The organism is Peribacillus sp. NPDC096540, from assembly GCF_050278525.1.
Lineage (GTDB): Bacteria > Bacillota > Bacilli > Bacillales > DSM-1321 > Peribacillus.
On the sequence record NZ_JBNNTG010000025.1, the window covers coordinates 22,276 to 40,277 of the forward strand.

Below are 18,002 nucleotides of genomic sequence, written 5' to 3' on the forward strand. Positions count from 1 at the left end.
CACCTTCTCTATTCTACAAATTGATCAAACAAACTATAAACAAGATACTCTACTTCCTCTTTTGGTACATTACGCCCTGCATTACGAATCATCCGCTCAACATTTTTATATATTGTTTCGGACTTTGTTGATAAACTTACTTTATTAAGAGTCTTTACTATTCCATTATATTGGATCTCTATTTGATTACCAGTATTTAGATTGTGAATGGATGTGTCCTGGAAATCCGATTTAATCTGTCTAAGAAACATTTCTGTAGTGATATCAGACCAATTGGATAGTTCAATACCTAAGTAAGAGTAGGCAAACTCTTCAATCCAATTCTCTAATTGATCTAAATTAATTATACTTTTTACAAATTTATTTTTCTTCCTTACTTCTCCATTATTGTCCTGTGCCCATGAATGTAGTTGATCAAATGAGACTACATCTACTATATTAAGAACTTCATGACATAGGACTTTCTTAAATTCCGTATAAGCCGCTTCTATTTCTGTCTTTTCCTTTAAAAGTACGTCAATATTTTTATTATATCTCTCATATAACTTCCTAAAAGTTTCTTGAGGATTTATCTCGCTTTTTCTAATAATTTCTTTTAACCACAATATATTCTCATTAAGATTCGATGTAGTTTGAGTATATCTTGGTAGACTTCTAAGCCAAGAAAGCATTGCGTTATTCAAGCGAATAAATTTAGGCTTGTTCTTTATTAAATCATTCTCATAATGACTAAAGGTATTTTCTAATGATAAGAAGAACTCTTCATATTGCTGATCAAATTTATAATAAACAAATTCATATTCATTAGCTTCCTCGAACATTTTATATAAAATCTCACTTGTTATTCCAGCTATATACATATCATTTCTATAGAACATCAACTGGTCCCATCTATCTCTCAACAACGAAACAACAAATATAGGAATTAAAGGGGCCCTAATCCCAAATGGTTCTCTTTGTAAGATTGCTGAAAGGTCACTCAGACAACCATTTACATTGCACTCTAAGTAATCTACCAATTTTTCTCTTAACTCTCTTAATTCAATTGAACTTATATTATCTAGATCTCTTATATCAAAATTGTTATTTTTAAATACTGTGGCATAGATTAAATAATCAGGCCCTTGTCCTTCTATAGAAAGATCTGGTTCACTATAATTATTGATAACTTTATCCAGAACGGTATAACCTGCTTTACGCTGCATGTTATTAATTTTTCTTCTATTAAACGAATCATTTCTAACTTCTGGAGTTAGTCTATAATTTTGGAACATAATATTACTTAAAAGTTGCTCTAAAGCAATTTCACTATGAAGAGCAATCTCGTCGTTCTTATAAAGCCATAAACATTCAGAACTATAGCTCGTATATTTTTCAATAAAATCTCTGATTGAAAACTCTAGATCCTCTTTCCTTAATATCAATTCTTCCTTTAAAAATTTATCCTCTTTTAACAATTCAATATCATTCAGTAAGTCATTAATGACCACAAGTTCCGTAACTTGTTCATCTATTGGTGAAAAAGAATAATTAGAAATACAGTAAATAAAATATTCTTCAGAATTCTTTAATTTTTCTTTGACATATTCCAGATCACTTAAAGATTCGAGTATGATATAAAAAACTATCCCATCTGATTTCTTGGATTCCTTATATTTTCCTCTCCAACCTTCATCCTGTAAAATTTCTGAACTAAATAGAAACTCTATTTCAGCATATCGAGTCATACTTTTCTCATCATTATAATCATTTGATAAGAAGAATCGTTTTGTTAACAAGTTTTTTAAAATTGTTTCTCTTAAATTTCTATTAAGTTTAATAAAAGGCCGTCTTTCTTTTATAATTTCTTCAATAAAGAATGAACTACCCTCCATTAACTCCCAATACCCCATTACTCTATTAAATCTAATCGTTTTTATTGATGATAACTTTGTAAGAACATTGGTTAATTCATTTCTTGTTTTGTTCAAGGCAAACTGTAAAAAGTCTGTTGTCAGCTTAAATTTTGATTGTAAACCTGCCATTTCCCATAGCGTAATGAATTTTATAACATCCAAATTATTCTTATCCTCTAGTAATAAGGGGGCTTTATGAATAATGCTTTTGTATATCTTCATTGTTTCAAAGCCATCATTACTGGTATCTACTTCATGTAAGGAAGGGAAAAAGTAATTAAATAAATGAGATGGAAGATAGTATCCGTCATTTTTATCGAGATGATTAGTTAGACCACCAGTTTCACTACTTTCTAAAAATGTGAATAACGTTCTTTCATTTTGTCCAAAAAAACTAGATAAGTATGGTAATAAGTATAGAGTCACTGGATGTAAAGGATACGTTCCTTCTATAATGATCTTTTCAACTTCTTGTTGATTCAATTCTGGGAATAAAGGATATTTTCTTAATTGATCAATTAAATCCGGTATGTTTTTATTTTTAACTAACCTGTTACTGTTTATATTGTTAAGATAGCTATCTACAATCCGTATGAAAGTGAAGCGGTCACTTTCTACATAGTATGTTCTAAATCGCTTTTCAATTCTTTGAAATTCATTCTTAAATTCTTCATTTAACAAGCCTAAATATTGAGCTAAATTACGATGTGTAATTAATAGCAAATGCAAATTATCCGCTGTATTATTGGTCAACTCCGCTAGATCTTGTAAATCCTGCATGGTTTCATGTACAAGATGAGGTTCGATCGTTTGGAGCATCCTGCCAAACTCATCATAGGCAATAAATAACCCAATATTTTTTTTCTTTAATTCATGTAGCACAAACTTAATTTGATCAATAAAAGATTCCTTATAATCCACAACAAACTCAGAACCAGAAGTTAATGAAGGAAATATATCTATAAACCAATCAATTTCTTCTTTTTCTTGGTTTAATACTCCTAATCTCCAGGAATCTATATCTTTTCCTTTTTCTTTTAGGATTTTCTTAAATGCCCTATATGTTGTTGGAAACTGCTGTGACCATAAATCAACAGTTTGGATAATTTTCCCATTTTGGCCTGGAAGAGTAATATTAATCTTATTCTCATTAATAGTTCTAATTATTGAATTTAAAATGGACTGTCTAAATCTTCCTTCATTTCCGTTCAGTGCCACCGTTAAGTACGTTGTTTCTATATTATTAACCTCAAGTAATTCATCAAAAATATCATCATGTACCTTGTTGAATTTCTTTGATAAAGCATTGAAAGTTCTCTTATCGACTTTCTTTGAAACTAGCCCGGCCACAATGGTAGCAATTAGTGATTTTCCTGTGCCATAAGGACCAATAATAATATGTGATCTAATTTCTTTACCAGTAAATCCTCCTAAGAGGCCTAATAAAGATTCAGCGTGTGAAGGTGTAGGCAAGTATCGATTGATAAATTCCTTCTTCCCTAAGTCAAATTTTATATTAACACTGGTTTTAAATGGGGCATCTTTAACTATCATTTAATTACTTCCACCTTTCGTCTATACTCATCTTGTAAAAAGTTCTGTGGAGTAATATTTGGGATTCTAATTAAATCTAAATTATTTGTTCGAATAAAGCTTACTGGATACTTTGGATGTAATGTTAATTGATTCAGGGCATTCACAATTGAACTTCTACTAATATTGAAAGTTTTACCCCATAAGCCTATAGAATGAACTAAATCATCCACACTGACAGTATCAACATCATTTTGAAAACTGTAATCCAATAAGACATACATTAAAGCAGTTAGACCAATATGATTATAGTTAGATGCCTTTTTGTAAATAATTCCTTTTATCTCTTCTACTAAACCTAGTTTATGCAAGGGGCTTTGAATTACTTCTTCAGGGTCGTTCACATTTTGTCCTGCCGTATATAGTTTGACTAGACAATCAATATCACGCTTCAACGATTTCTCTGAAACAACCTTTTTCTCTGTATCCTTCACCCAGTTTATGAGCTCATTGAGAAGGGTATCCTTAGTTGAAACCGTTTCTTTATATACATTGAAATACCAATACCATGTAGAAGATGGCTCAATATCCTTAACCAATTGATAGTGTAAAATGGACGCTGTTTCAGGTAACTTTATAAATTTATCGTATTTAAAAACTAATTCACCTAGTTCAGTAATACGATGTATTTTCTTTCTTTCAGCATTATATACCTCTGAAACTACACCTGTAGCAACAACCCAATAGCGGAGAGATTGAACCATATTTTTTCCAAGTCCGATTTTTTCAAAAGCATCTTTATCATAGAAAAACCTTTCATCGGTAGCCAAATGCTTAATACCTTTATTTAACCATCTATCTCTTAAATAAAAGCTTTGATGTTGCCCATATGCCATATCACATCTAACGCCTTTCTGATTTTCACTGGAGAACCTTTTCCAGTAACTGATTTGTTGAAAAGAAGACATCTAGAATCAAATCTAGATGTTCTTCAATTTTATTCTTTTGAAAAGTAATTTAATAACGCTCTTCTCACTTTCGTCGTTAAGAACGGGCTCTTCCCTCTTACAACAGTACCACTTACCCTAGCAAGAAAATCTCCTTTTCCTGCCAATTTTTCTGCTCCAACTTCATCAAGAATAATACTAGAAGCATTTGCATCAACAGCTTTTAATGCTAGTCTACCAACTAAATTATTTCTAATATTAGTATTAATGATGTCCGCCTTAGGGGTTTGTGTACAAATAATTAAATGTATTCCTGCCGCTCTTCCTTTTTGACTTAGGAGTTGAATAGCTATTTCAACTTCCTTCTTGGTTTCTGAATCTCTAGTCATAAAATCTGCAAATTCATCAAAAACTAAAACGATTCTCGGTAGTTTCGGGTTACCATCTTCAATGTATTCTTCTAGATTTGTAACCTGCTTTTCAGCAAGAATGGTATACCTATTTTCCATCTCAAGTACTAATTTATTTAATTTCCCTACTGCTGCATCAACATCCGTAGTAACATCAATAGTATGTTGTTTATTTTCATAAATCATAAATTCTACTTTCTTAGGATCAATAAATAAAAATTCGACATGTTCCTTGGAATACAAACACATCATTCCTAAAATAATAGAATTTAAAGTTACACTTTTACCACTTCCAGTTGTCCCGCCTGTAAGTAAATGTGGAGACATAGAGCTCGAGAAATCCATAAATATGACATTATTTAAAGGATCTAATCCAAGTGGTGCAATTAAGTTTGTTCCAGAAATTTCATTTTGCAGTTGTTCTCGTACGATCTCCATAAACTTTTCAAAATAAACGGTTTCTGGATCATCTCTAATGACATCAATATTAATTCCGTTTTTATCTATAAAAATATGGGGTTCCGTACTAAGTCCCAACCAAATTTGAATATCATCGGATCGATTGGATATTTTTTTAAAAGAACCGGAAGGAAGCTCTAAGTTCAACCTTATAACTCCAGAACCTATGATAGACTTTTTAACATTGATGTGAATTCCCTCTTGATTCAACTTTAACTTTAATTTTTTTATATAAGAATTTTTTAATTCTTCGTTATCCTCCTTAGTATCTTCATATATTAGAGATACCTCCTCTAAAGCTGCTTGTTCAGGATAAAAGGAGGGGGAAGTCACTTTAGTTATTATATTTCTAGGTTCTTTGTCAGGCTCTTCATCTGATACTATGTCTAGTTCTTTGACTGACACCCGCTCTTTGTCTAGCTCCTTTTCTTCCCCGAAATTTTCATCTTCAGCTGGTACTTCGTGATCTTTTGAAACAATATCACCAGACTCTGCATCATTAATTAGTTCCGTAGAGATATCAAGAAGATAACCTTCATCCAACTCTTCATATTCAGGAGTGACTTCTTCAGTTGTTTGTAATTGTTTAAGAATGTAAGATCTTGTAAAGATAAAGTTGTCAGTCTGAGAATCAATTTTCTCTAAATAAATACCTTCATCAACACTTTGAAAATTCGATTCAGTTAAATTTGATGTATAGCAATAAACATCAGCACTTCCACTCATCGTTACGGTTATATCCGAAATATTTATATGTTGTAATTTTTTTAACAAGTAAATATGATCTGGTTTATATGAACTTTTTTCGATAAAGTACTGTACTAATTCTCTCCGCCAAAATTCTGTATCAAGTTTAGGGTAAGTAAAATCAAATAACTTTTCGTATAGGCTCAAACCACTTTTAATTTGTTTAAGTGCATCATATCTTTCTTTTTCAAAGATAGTATGGCTTACAAATTTCAATTCAACTAATTCAAAATGAATATTTAATTTACCTTCTTCTTCATTTATAGTAGTTAAAACCAAATCTGGTCTTCTCTTATTATTTGCAAACCATGGAAGATCGTCACATGAAGACCAAACTGATAAAGTTTTGGATTCACTATTACCTCTTTTTTTAGTAGTTAAATAAGTCGCTAGCATTTCATGTGCATATTTTCCTTTTCCAATAACCTTTAGTACTAATGCTCCAGAAATGTCTTTCACTTTATTAACTGCTGCTATCACTTCTTCTCTACTTACGTTTTCATTCTTTAAGATGGATACAAGCTTTCTATGCAAACGATCATAATAAGCATAATCACTTGTTTCTTCACTTATTTTCCTTATATATTTCGAGGACGATACAATTAACTTAAAGTTACTATTCGTACCAGTCTTGGGTTTATATTGTATGATGTTTGCCTGAGAAGAAGTTTTTATTAATAACGTTTTATCTAAATACCTATCGAGAATTACAACCCAATTGAACCTTTCATGCATAAAATCAATCAATGCATTATTACCCACATTAGAGATAGAAATCGTATTTTTGAGAACATTTATGTTATCTCTTTCAGGCATTTGATTTGTATCTATGATGAATTGGAGTTGATAAAAGGACTGTAACGCAACAGGCAAATATTCGCTTACAAAACTTATTCGTTTTACAGCTTCATCATCGTTTAAAGGTTCTTTATATAAAGTTTCAAACCAAGATGAACTTGTCGAAGGTGTAAATCTTTCGAAATTATTTTGAATTTGGTTTGCCTGTGAAAAGTAATCAGCCAATACAACTATATCCGCGTCTTCCATTCGGTTATTAACACTATCTTTAATAGACGAAATATTTTTTCCGGATATAACATTTAGCTCAAGTTTAGGAAACTTAGATCCCAACTGTGGCTTTATATACTCTTCTTTTTGTTCAATCCATTTATTTAATTTTCCATGAATTTTGGCAGCATGTTCACTATGAACTGTTAATCTAAGCTTATTCACCTTTGTCTTTTTAAATATTTCATCTATGCATTTTGTGACTATGTCAGCACTTTGACAATATAGCATCAGGACATCGAGTCCATCTTTTGAGTATGGATATACTTCTAAATAATTTTTAATCGTTTTCCCTAATTCTTCTGATAGCTCATTGACTAAAGTATCGGTTGATTGATGAGGCTTATTACTAAGGGTAAATAAACCTTCACCTAATCGTTCTTCCTGTTCAATTAGGAAAACCCTATCGCTATTAGTGGAGAAATATCTAGGTGCTAAATTACTTGTCTTTTCGTAAATAAAACCTAAGTATTCATCCAATTTTTCTACTTGTAGAGTGCTAGATGTAGCAGCAGTAATCCAAGATTCAATTTGATTACTTAATTCTTCATATCTTTTAATTATAGATATTAATCGAATTGGGTTAAAGATAGTCAATACTCTGCTATTAGGTATTGAACTTTCACCTTTATTTGTCTCAAATGTGTCAATGGCCCCGATAATATTTACATACTGGTATATATGCTTGGCTACTTGAGAGGACTCATATACATTTTCTAATAAATTTGTAACCTCAGCCTCTAAACTATTCACGTTTAATACACTTATTCCATCATCTACAGCAATTGTTAATAATTCACTATAGTTCATTAGGAAATTCGAAAATTTATGAAAGTGATCTTCCATTTGTTGTTGATTTCCTGCTAAATAGTATTTTACCTTTTCATCTACATAATTTTGTACATCAATTATTTCTATTTCATTTTCCGCATAATTTTGTAAGTATGGTATAGATTTTTTCGATACCTGATTATACAGGCTATAAATATCCAGACGATGAAGCCCTTTTATTTTAAATTTTTTGTTTTCAATAATTTTATCTTTAATATGGAAACTTAAGTTATAGGATACATCTGTTTCTTTACTTGAGTCATCATATTTATCTAATAATGACGCAATATCAAAATCCAGCCGTGGTATTAATTTATTGATATTATTCAAATATAATCTCTGTATGGATAATATATTTCCTGGAAGCTTTGAGTTTATAGAAAGTCTAAAATATAATTTATCAATATTTTCTCTTTGAGAATGATCTTCTAGAAATAAGAATATTTCTCTCATTAATCCATAGAAAAGATCCTCATATTCTGAAGGGTTTCTTAATTTTTCTACAATTCTAGTTAATTTTTTCACCAAACCTGGTTTGACATTTAGAATATCTTCACAATCGTCAATGAAATTTTGTATGGCCTCTGGATCATTTCCATCTAGTACGTCATTATATCCGTTTTCGAAATCCTCCTCTTCTCTATCATCTTGAAATGTATAAGTTTGTTTAATATCAATAAGCTGTTCAGTAATATTCTTTACTACTTTAAAACTAAATACTTTTTCTACCAAACTAAATTCATTAAACAAAAAGGTATTATCATTATTGTTAAGGAAATCTAATGCTTCTTTTGTAAACTGTTCGGAAGTCGTACTGTCCCAAATATCCTCTGCCCAATCAGCTCTCTCCTCTTCTTCTAAAAAAGAATAGAGTTTGTTTTGCAACTGTTCAGTATCTAAATTTCTATTCCCTGCCTGTAAATTGGCCAACTCATAATTTTTCTTTAACTTACCTTTATCACTTAGTGATAATTTTGTATCTTTAAATAGATTTAAAGAAGGTAAGTTTTTTTGAATTTTATCAATTACTGAAGGAGATTCATCATTAATTAACTGAACTAGAAATTGCAACACACTTCTAAGTTGCGGTTCAGAAACTTCCCTAAATAAGCTTATAAAGTCATTTAGAATTTCTATTTCATCTGCTGCCAAAATTCCATTTTCAGAAAAGAGATTAAAAAGAGAATCCAGTCCTTGCTTCGATAATAAATAGGATTCATCAATAGTAAAGATATTCTCTAAGCTTTGTGATTCTGGTGTTATTTCATTTATAACTAGTATAAGTGCTTGATTAGCTCGTGTATTATTCCTTAGCCAAGTACTTGTCTCTGCCCCAAAGAAAGAAAATTCTTCAAAGCTATTAATTGGAGTGATAGTACGAATAATAGGATCATATGATTGCTGTAAAATGTTCTTACTTTTCCTAAATTCATTTAATAAACTTATGATATTTTCTTGATTAAGACCGGTGATTTTCAAAAACAATTTTTCGGTGTGGTTTCGTTTTTCAGCTTTAAAATGGTCGCTTAGTAATTTATTTATCCATAATCCTATTAAATTGTTTTCATTCATACACAACTACTCCTTCTACTACATCATATGGATTCCTAATCATTGCAGTAGCATCGGAATATTCTATAAGTAAACCGTTTTTCTTTAGTTTACTTCTTAAGGCCAACACATTTTTATTGTAGTAACTTATATTTAACTTTGAGGATTCATAAAGCCCACTTTGCTTGGCTTGAATATCTCCGATTACGAAGCCATACTCTTGATATATAGCTTCTAAAAATTCGCTGAATTCCATTGTTTCTCCTGGCTTCACATTTGCAAATACTAACGATTGTATAAAATTATCAGTCATTGTATACCGATAATTGGTACCTGCTTTATAGTTTCCTAGACCCCCATCTCTACAAAGAGTTCTTACAATAGCTGTCTGTTGTCTCTTCAATTGATCTGATACAACTTCTCTAACTGTTTTTAGTAACTTTGTAGTTACGTCTTGATAGTTTTTACAAGAAAGCAATGATTTTATAACGGGTTGTTTTCTAGATTGCAGCTTGGAAAGACCTTGAAGTTCTAAAAAAGTGTTTGGATTATCTTTCCACATTAATAACTGATTATTTACTGCTTCTGCTGTTCCGATATTGTTCATAAACTCTTCAACGAAATATTCTTCTAACTTATCTTTTATAAGTAACTCATTACGCTTAAAAGAATTCGCTGAATGTTTGAGAATTTGACTATTTTGTCCATCTAAACAATCGAAAAAGTACAATGTATTATATGCTTCATATGGCTTAGACCGTTCATACATATATCTAGTAAGTTGGAAACTAACTAAACTTGTTAATAATTTAAACATTTCATATACATCGATGTTTAAGGATAATAATTGATCAAGTTCTAGAGCGAATTTATCAAATAATGAATGCTCAATAATTGGTAAAAAAGGATATTCATTATTTTCTTTTTGTTGGGTAAATTTCTTTAAAGGATATAAATCCTTTTCATTTTTTTCATCCCCTAAAGCATTTGAAATAGTATCTACGATTCTCTCAAGAGATACATTTTTTGTTAAAAGTGCACTTAATTTATCTTCTATACTGAGTTTTAACTTAGGGTCCTTTTGGGTTCCATATGAAATCATTAAGTAATATAACTCTCCGCCTCTTGCAAAAAAGTTACGTTCGTAGGAAATACTCTCTCCATTTTTGCGAAGTTCAAAGAATAATAGGCTTTCATGAAGTGGATATAAGGTTCTTGCGTACCAGGAACGATCAGCTTCTTTTCCTTTACCATCCACTAATGGGACTTCTAAATTCCTAAAAAACTCTCGAATTACTTCTACCCTTTCGGTCCCTTCACCACTAGTATCATATAATCCATAAAGGGAATTCTTTGACTCCTCATCTAATTTAGCAGTATCTCTTTTACTGCCTTCCTTAATACCTTCAAATATAAATTTTCTGAGATTGGTCGATTTTTTCCTGAAATACATATCCTCATTTAATTGATATTTTGTTCCGTAAATAACATTAAAAAATTCTAATACATATTCAGGTCCCCGTTGTCCATCCTTAAATCTGTGCCCCCAAATTTTAGCGGAAAGCTGTGAAGAGAACTGTTCTACATTATTAGCCATTTTGTCGCCCCCTATGGGATTAAAATTTCATCCTCTATATACATTCCCTTGTCATTATCATATCTAAGAATACTCAAGTAATCTGGATCTGGTTCAGAAAATTTTATCAACTCATTTTTAAATGTATCCAGCAAAATTTCTACATCTTCTCTTAATAGATTATGAGTATTTCCTGAATTTAACCTCATTAAATACTCAAACAAATGTAAGTCCATTGGTATTAAAATTTCATCTACTGACAAAAAAAACTTAGAAGCCCTATGATCCATTTCAGGGCGAGCATTTTCAGGTAATATTTTTAAATTTCTCATTTTATATGTCCCATGAATCATTAAGTTATCATTTGTAGCTAATAGGTCGCTTGAAGGATCCACCAACTTTTTAGAAAATGCTCTATTAAGTCCTGTTATAAGGGCTTTTTTTATCTTTCCCTGTTTATGGGCATTATCAAATAACTCTCCAAAATCTGTTATATAATCAAAAGGTATAAGACTTTTTCTATTAAACAGACTTTCCTCAGGAAACTCGAAGTAGAATTTTCTTCTTAATTTATTTATCCACTCATCGACGAAATTATCATTGCTTTCTTTGTTGTGGTTCCTATAGATATCTAATTTTTTTATAAAATAACCTAACTTTAAGTCAAGGTCGGCGTTAAAAATTTCTCTATGAATTTCTTCTAGCTTTTTATTACTGCTTAAATCTCCATTTACGATAAAATCATCAATATTTGAAATAGAGTAATTACCGGGGTCCACTTCTCTAAAAGCTTTCAATGCTCTCATTTCCGAAAAAGCTTCTGCTTCTATTCCATGACCATAAAAATTCTCATAAAAAGGTCTATCCATTTGCTTTGCCAATTCATCATGCCTTGCATTCTGAATATCTGAACAATCGAAACCACCGGTTAGAACATAACTTATGTGGATAAGCAATTCCCTCATTGTAATATGAGTACCTAGATAATCTAGCAATCTATATTGTTCTACTAATCTATCTTTTACCTGCTCTATAGATGTCTTTTCATGATTGAATTGTATAATGCAAGTTTTTTTTCTAGTACAACTATTACATAGCTCCCAATTAGATTCTTTATTCCATTCTTCGAGGACTTTATCTACATATAATGAAGAAGTAACATCTAATAGATTAAAAATACTAAATTGTTGAGTGTTATTTGTATAAGTCTTCAGTCTCTCCCTGACGCTTTCTTTCAAGTAATTCATCTGGGAATTTTGAGATAAAAATTTTGTTAACTTACCCTCATTTGCTGCAATTAAATAATAAATTTTTTCTTGATGATTATTTTGTATATAGCTCTGTAACTTTGATAATTCATTTTCAATAACCTCTTCCTTAAGCTCAGATAAATCCTTTACAAATCGAATAATACCTTTATCAAACTTAAGGTCAATAATGCCTTCGTCAGGCCAGTCATTCAATTCAGAAGTGCTAAAATTATTGTAAATAGAACGACAAAGTCTTGTTTTTCCATCTCCGGCATTCCCAGTTAAAATTACACTATGAGGCTCATTTTTAAATATAGAGATTAAATGAGACTCAATTTTAGTTTCTATGGTAAAAGAAAAATTATTCCCGTTGGCTTCATAAGTATACTCATCGTATATTTTTGAATGATTAGGTGACAAAACGTTAAATTGGTTAAGATAGTCCACGAAAGGATTCGACGACATTTTTTCCTAACATCCCCTTTTTTCTAATAAACAGATACTTTTATAAGTAAATCAAAATTCATGTATCTCTTTACTATTAATTAATACCAAATTAATGATTAATACTCATTTGGTTAGTCAAAAAATAATTTAATTTCTTCAACAAACTTTATAGGCTTCTTAGACTTTTCCCTGCAGATCTACTTGTAATCCGCCCTTTTCTGCCCTTAGTAACATTTTGTTTAAAACTGTAATGCTAACCACTTATTGTATCATCAAGTATTACTTTACTATCGCATAGTGTTAATATTATACAACTATCCATCTATTTTGTAAGCAATTTGATCTATTTCAAGGAAATTTAATATTAATTAAATAGGATAAAACAATTATATAAAATCGTAACTACACCCTTATTGGATATAATTAGTTGCCTAATTTTTTAAAAAAATGAAGTTAGCAGACAGAAGGGAACAGAATTGGGTTTTTATGAGTAAGAATATATATACTGAATTTTTAATTAGTAAGTAACAACCTAAGCGTAGACTACAGCGCTGGCGTGATACCTTTGAAAGGTTTGGTGAGGGAGGCTTCCTTACGGAACGCCGTGGAAAAGGAAGTACAGGACGCCTTTCTTCCAATTCACAATCTGTAGTGGAACAACTTAGGAAGGCCGAAGCGAGAATCAAATTCCTTGAAGCAGAAAATGACTTTCTAAAAAAGCTGGAAGAGTTAGAAAGGCGGGCGTTGAAAAAGAAATTATTCTAACTGCAGCTGAGAAGTTCTATCTGATTGAAAGAACGATCATGACATACCAGTTAAAGAAGACTGTTTCCTATCTATGCAAATTGGCTGGTGTAAGTCAAAGTGGCTACTACGATTGGCTAAAGGTGGCTCCAGCCCTTGAGCTACGCGAGGAACAGGATCATTTGGACATAGAATTAATTAAAAATATATTCCTCAGTAGAAAGGAAAAAGTAGGGCCCTCCAAAAATCAAAATGGTTATGTAAAATGATTATTCGACCGTCATGAATCATAAGAAAATCAGACGGTTGATGGCAAAATATAATCTCTTCGCAAAAATCAGAAGGGCCAATCCGTATCGAAAGATGGCTAAGGCAACCAAGGAGCACCTTACTTGCCCAAACCTTCTTAATCGTGAATTCAAACAGAAGGAGCCAGGGAAAATTTCTGCTTACTGACATTACCTACCTTTATTATGGAAAGGGTCAAAAAAAGCGGATTTGTCTTGCGTAAAAGATACAGCTACCAAAGAAATAGTGTCGTATCATTTATCCACGTCATTAGATATGAATATCGTCTATGCAACTTTAAGCAGGCTATGGCAGGCTGTGAATCAGAGTTCCATCCGAGTACAATCCTGCATTCTGACCAAGGATTCCATTACACCCATCCGCTATTTTAAAACAAAGTGAAGGAACTTGGGCTAGCCCAATCCATGTCCCGCAAGGGAAACTGTTGGGAATATGAGCTGATGGGAATTTTTTTGGCCACTTTAAAGATTTAGCAGAATATAAAACATGTACTAATTTAACGGATGTTAAGGACAAAGTTGATCGAGTTATAGAAAAATACCATGAGTGTCGTTTTCAATGTGGACTAAAGAAAATGGCCCTGGTACAATGCCAGTACCACCTATTAGCCGCATAAGCACTTTTTTATACTGTCCGAAGAATGGGGCATAGTTCATTTTTCAGGTCCTTTTCAATCCCTCATAAACCACTTCATTAAACCTATTCTTGATAATTCAGGCAGAAAAAAACTCCAGGCATTTGACTTGGAGTTTAAGTTCTATTGAAACTAATAATTTTTGGTTTTCGCTTCTAATTCGATATTGTAGTTATTAATTATCTTTTCACGCCATTGTCTACAATTTGTCAACAGGTAGGTGGCAGAGACGATCAGTTAAATCCATAATTAGTATATTGAGTCATCTAAATATTCTTTGATCCATTTGTTACACCTCTTTTATTATTTTAATGTCTATTTGTGATGTACTTTCCATTCTTTAGGGGTAAGACAATCCTTCATTCTTGCTATATCACCTTCATCTAAGCTAGCTTTTCCAAAAAAAAAATGGATAGTCCCTTTGATCTTCGAAAGGCACTATCCACTTCTTCTTATATAAAAACTTTTCTTACTTTATAACAAAGCAAGATAAATAACTATTACCCTCAACTTTTACCAATCTTCTTTTGCCAATTCAAGGCGTTCAATAAAATAGTCTAAAAAATTATCTGCAAGCTTTCGACCATAGCCTTCTTGATTATCCCACATTATAATTGGACATTCTCCATTTTTCATTTTATTAGTATCGAGGCAATAGGCAAATTCATCAATATCTTCTATAACCACAAGTCCATCTATTAAATCATAATACTTTTGATGACCTTTGGTAGCATCTACTACTGATGGACCTACTAAATCATACCCTATTATATCTACACCAAAAATTCCACCTGAGCCATAGTTTCTTAAAAACCACTTATAACTTTCCGGTAATGAGAACTGTAATTTTTGTTCAGTTTCTTTTACTTTGTCTTCACTTACTCCACCTGTAAAATCATCATCTTCGCCATACTGCTTTATAAATTCCTGTAAAGCTGAATATTTCACCAAAATCACCTTCTAATACTGAATTTAAAAAGTCCTTTTAATTATATTGGTTGGTGCTATCCATTTAAAATGGTAATCATAATAAAACGGTTAACCATTTATGGCTGACCGTATTTTCTTAAAATAATTTAATCATCTAATAAATCATCATCTAGCCACAGCTCTACGTCATCAACATCCATCTTCTCAGTTTCATTATTTAATTCTAATCCACTTAAAAAACCTATGAACGTTTCCGCTACAAGATGTATATTTTCCCAATATGAGTTAATGTCATCTGAAGCCACTTCTATTCCTACCATTATTTTAGCTTCACGTTCATTTTCATGGTTCCAGAAGTAAACTTTACCTATAAAGCTTTCCTTTACTCCTATGCATATTAAATTTCCTCCTGGGCTTTCCCCAATTGGAATCATACAATCGGGCATCCGATTTAAATAACCTTCGATTTGATTGAATAAATTATTTTCACCAGCTAATCCATAAAAACCTTCAAATACTTGAGTACCCTCCTTAGAGGTCCAAGGTGATGTCTCAATCGGTTTATACGTTACCTCATTTTCAAAAAAAGTTTCAACATAATTAAGAAGAAACACCCTATAATCTTTTGGTATGTAAATATCATACATCTTCTCTATATCTTTAATCTGATTTTCTCTTGAACTTAAAGAAAAGACTTCTTGTTTCTTAATATTTAAGGTGTTTAATTTATTTTCTATTTGATCTATATAATTGTTACCCAAAAATCAAAAACCTCCTCTTAAACCTGATGCAGTACCAATGTGTGTTAGCCAGTTTTTGCCTAATTTTGACTATTACACCCTTTGGCATACATTAATTTTTCATGGACTAACTTGAAGTCCCCTTCAGATCTATTTTCTCCTTTAAATATTCAGCTATTTCTGTTTGTCCTCTTTCAATGGCAAATGTATAAGCATCCATATCTTTCATGTTGTCACCAGAGTATTTTATAGATATATCTATATTATTCTCAACTAACAATTTAACAATCTCAAAATGACCACCATATATTGCAGCAAACAGAGGATTTCTATCTGGTTCACTAGTATCAATCTCAATATTCTGGTTAATGAGATATTCGGCAATATCTAAATGCCCTTTTGTAGCTGCTCTTTCAAGGGCATTTGCAGAAGAAGTTCCCCCCTGTGCATTAGTATCTATCCCGGTATTTATAAGATACTCTATTATTTCTAAATGCCCATGAGCTGCTGCTATATGTAACCATGTACCAAAGGATGTCATCCATGGTAACATTTCTGGTTCTTTCTCAAGTAAATCACTTACCGTATCCAATTGGCCATTTTTTATGGCACCTCTAATGTCTTTCGCAATTTGAATTTTATCCATTTAGTTTCTCCTTTATTTCCAAGGTCTTCAAATATATCAATAATATCATCTAAGTCTGAACCTGCCTTTGTTCCTTTATTTCGGCCTTTAGGAGGGGATATGGGCGTACATAAAGATTTAATATATTTCTTCAAATTAAAAAGTTGATAGAACCACTTACCTCGGTTTTATCAACTTCTATTGTCTATATACGATTATCTTTTTAACCTTAGTTTAGAAATTAATGCTTCAATATTTTCTGAAATAACCTCAAATGAATTCCTTTCGAAATCCTCTAACTTTACTTTACCGTTCAAATTATCAATTACCACTAGCAAACCATTCCCTTCAATACCTAAAGGGATATTTTCTAGTCTATTGTTATGATTGCTCTTATATCCCTCTAAGGTTCCCCGGAATGAATCAAATTCGAAGTTTGGCAAAACCGCCTCTAATTTGATATAGAAATCATTTATAAACCCGTCTAAATCAGCGAACCAATATGAATTAAAATATTCAATAATTGATTTATGGAATACCACTTCTAAGTTCTCTTCTAACTGCTTTAAGTCATGTGAATTAGTTTTTTCTACAGGTTTCCATGTAATATAATCTTCTTCGTCAACTTCACCTTCACAAATAATTGAATTAAGCTCTTCAGTGATTGAAGTCTTAAATAAAAAGTCCATTCCTTCATCCGCAAGCTCTTGTCTCATTCTGAAGTATTGGCCCATTGATTTTTTAATAGACAATAATATCACCCATTTCGGTAATTTAATAAGCTAATAGAATTACAACCTAAAAAGTCGGTCTCCTCTATGTTAAAGAATCGAGGCAACCCTCTATAACTTTGAACTATATATAATACATAAAAAAACCTTGAAAAGCTTAAGCCAATCAAGGTTTTTTATCTGAATTAAAAGTATTCTACTGCACCTAAAAACTCTAAATTACTATTATTAATTGTAGTTTTCTTTTTAATTCCCTCATATTTAAAGTTGTATAGAAGAATTACAACATTATACTCACTTGTCAACTGTGCGCCACACAATGAAGAAAATTTAGGAATAATATCATCATCGTAGGAGAACCCTTCTAATAATCGACTAAGCAAGTTATCAGCTTCATCATAAAAATCCGCTTCTCTAACAGCGTCGTCATATCTATCGATGCCAAAGCTTCGAGCAAACATTGATGGAATAAAATCCCCATCCTCTGTATAAGAAATTTCAAGTAAATTGTCTAATTCCTCTGATGTGTTAATGTTCCCTACCCAAAATGATACAAATCCTTCTTTTTGCATAAG

General features: G+C 31.5%; 10 protein-coding genes and 1 pseudogene. 1 reads left to right on the forward strand and 10 read right to left on the reverse strand.

Annotation, left to right across the window (positions count from 1 at the left end):
• Positions 1-8 precede the first annotated feature (8 nt).
• The 5 genes from ACQKMR_RS19485 to ACQKMR_RS19505 all read right to left on the reverse strand — a co-directional run bounded on the left by ACQKMR_RS19485 (position 9) and on the right by ACQKMR_RS19505 (position 12,732).
• Positions 9-3,449 carry a hypothetical protein gene (locus ACQKMR_RS19485; RefSeq protein ID WP_427698792.1) on the reverse strand — a complete coding sequence of 1,147 codons (3,441 nt, stop codon included), beginning with the start codon at positions 3,447-3,449 and terminating at the stop codon, positions 9-11.
• Positions 3,446-4,324 carry a DUF4007 family protein gene (locus tag ACQKMR_RS19490; RefSeq protein WP_427698793.1) on the reverse strand — a complete coding sequence of 293 codons (879 nt, stop codon included), beginning with the start codon at positions 4,322-4,324 and terminating at the stop codon, positions 3,446-3,448. The genes ACQKMR_RS19485 and ACQKMR_RS19490 overlap by 4 nt, the downstream gene beginning before the upstream one ends.
• Before the next feature lie 101 nt (positions 4,325-4,425).
• Positions 4,426-9,462: an FtsK/SpoIIIE domain-containing protein gene (locus ACQKMR_RS19495; protein WP_427698794.1), complete on the reverse strand. Its 5,037-nt coding sequence runs from the start codon at positions 9,460-9,462 to the stop codon at positions 4,426-4,428.
• Positions 9,455-11,038 (reverse strand): hypothetical protein, encoded by a 1,584-nt coding sequence (locus ACQKMR_RS19500; protein ID WP_427698795.1) that lies wholly within the window; start codon positions 11,036-11,038, stop codon positions 9,455-9,457. The genes ACQKMR_RS19495 and ACQKMR_RS19500 overlap by 8 nt, the downstream gene beginning before the upstream one ends.
• A gap of 11 nt (positions 11,039-11,049) precedes the next feature.
• Complete coding sequence (locus tag ACQKMR_RS19505; protein ID WP_427698796.1) at positions 11,050-12,732, reverse strand: hypothetical protein; 1,683 nt, start codon at positions 12,730-12,732, stop codon at positions 11,050-11,052.
• Positions 12,733-14,224: 1,492 nt separating this feature from the next.
• On the opposite strand from ACQKMR_RS19505, the pseudogene ACQKMR_RS19510 reads away from it, so the two are divergent.
• Positions 14,225-14,383: pseudogene (locus ACQKMR_RS19510) on the forward strand (hypothetical protein); the annotation flags it as partial.
• 531 nt (positions 14,384-14,914) lie between these two features.
• Here the strand turns inward: ACQKMR_RS19510 and ACQKMR_RS19515 are convergent.
• From ACQKMR_RS19515 to ACQKMR_RS19535, 5 genes are all read right to left on the reverse strand, one after another.
• Positions 14,915-15,349: an SMI1/KNR4 family protein gene (locus tag ACQKMR_RS19515; RefSeq protein ID WP_427698797.1), complete on the reverse strand. Its 435-nt coding sequence runs from the start codon at positions 15,347-15,349 to the stop codon at positions 14,915-14,917.
• Positions 15,350-15,477: 128 nt separating this feature from the next.
• On the reverse strand, positions 15,478-16,092 hold the full coding sequence (locus tag ACQKMR_RS19520) for an SMI1/KNR4 family protein (RefSeq protein ID WP_427698798.1): 615 nt from the start codon (positions 16,090-16,092) through the stop codon (positions 15,478-15,480).
• 106 nt (positions 16,093-16,198) lie between these two features.
• A complete protein-coding gene (locus ACQKMR_RS19525) occupies positions 16,199-16,717 on the reverse strand; it encodes an ankyrin repeat domain-containing protein (RefSeq protein WP_427698799.1) in 519 nt (172 codons plus the stop codon).
• A gap of 194 nt (positions 16,718-16,911) precedes the next feature.
• Complete coding sequence (locus tag ACQKMR_RS19530; RefSeq protein WP_427698850.1) at positions 16,912-17,430, reverse strand: SecY-interacting protein Syd; 519 nt, start codon at positions 17,428-17,430, stop codon at positions 16,912-16,914.
• A gap of 182 nt (positions 17,431-17,612) precedes the next feature.
• Positions 17,613-17,999, reverse strand: coding sequence for an immunity 22 family protein (locus ACQKMR_RS19535; RefSeq protein ID WP_427698800.1), 387 nt, complete (start codon positions 17,997-17,999; stop codon positions 17,613-17,615).
• Between the last annotated feature and the right edge of the window lie 3 nt (positions 18,000-18,002).

Coding starts and splice junctions, on each gene's coding strand:
- ACQKMR_RS19505 (WP_427698796.1), bottom strand. CDS start 12,732: ATGTCGTCGAATCCTTTCGTGGACTATCTTAACCAATTTAACGTTTTG.
- ACQKMR_RS19500 (WP_427698795.1), bottom strand. CDS start 11,038: ATGGCTAATAATGTAGAACAGTTCTCTTCACAGCTTTCCGCTAAAATT.
- ACQKMR_RS19495 (WP_427698794.1), bottom strand. CDS start 9,462: ATGAATGAAAACAATTTAATAGGATTATGGATAAATAAATTACTAAGC.
- ACQKMR_RS19535 (WP_427698800.1), bottom strand. CDS start 17,999: ATGCAAAAAGAAGGATTTGTATCATTTTGGGTAGGGAACATTAACACA.
- ACQKMR_RS19530 (WP_427698850.1), bottom strand. CDS start 17,430: ATGGGCCAATACTTCAGAATGAGACAAGAGCTTGCGGATGAAGGAATG.
- ACQKMR_RS19490 (WP_427698793.1), bottom strand. CDS start 4,324: ATGGCATATGGGCAACATCAAAGCTTTTATTTAAGAGATAGATGGTTA.
- ACQKMR_RS19525 (WP_427698799.1), bottom strand. CDS start 16,717: ATGGATAAAATTCAAATTGCGAAAGACATTAGAGGTGCCATAAAAAAT.
- ACQKMR_RS19485 (WP_427698792.1), bottom strand. CDS start 3,449: ATGATAGTTAAAGATGCCCCATTTAAAACCAGTGTTAATATAAAATTT.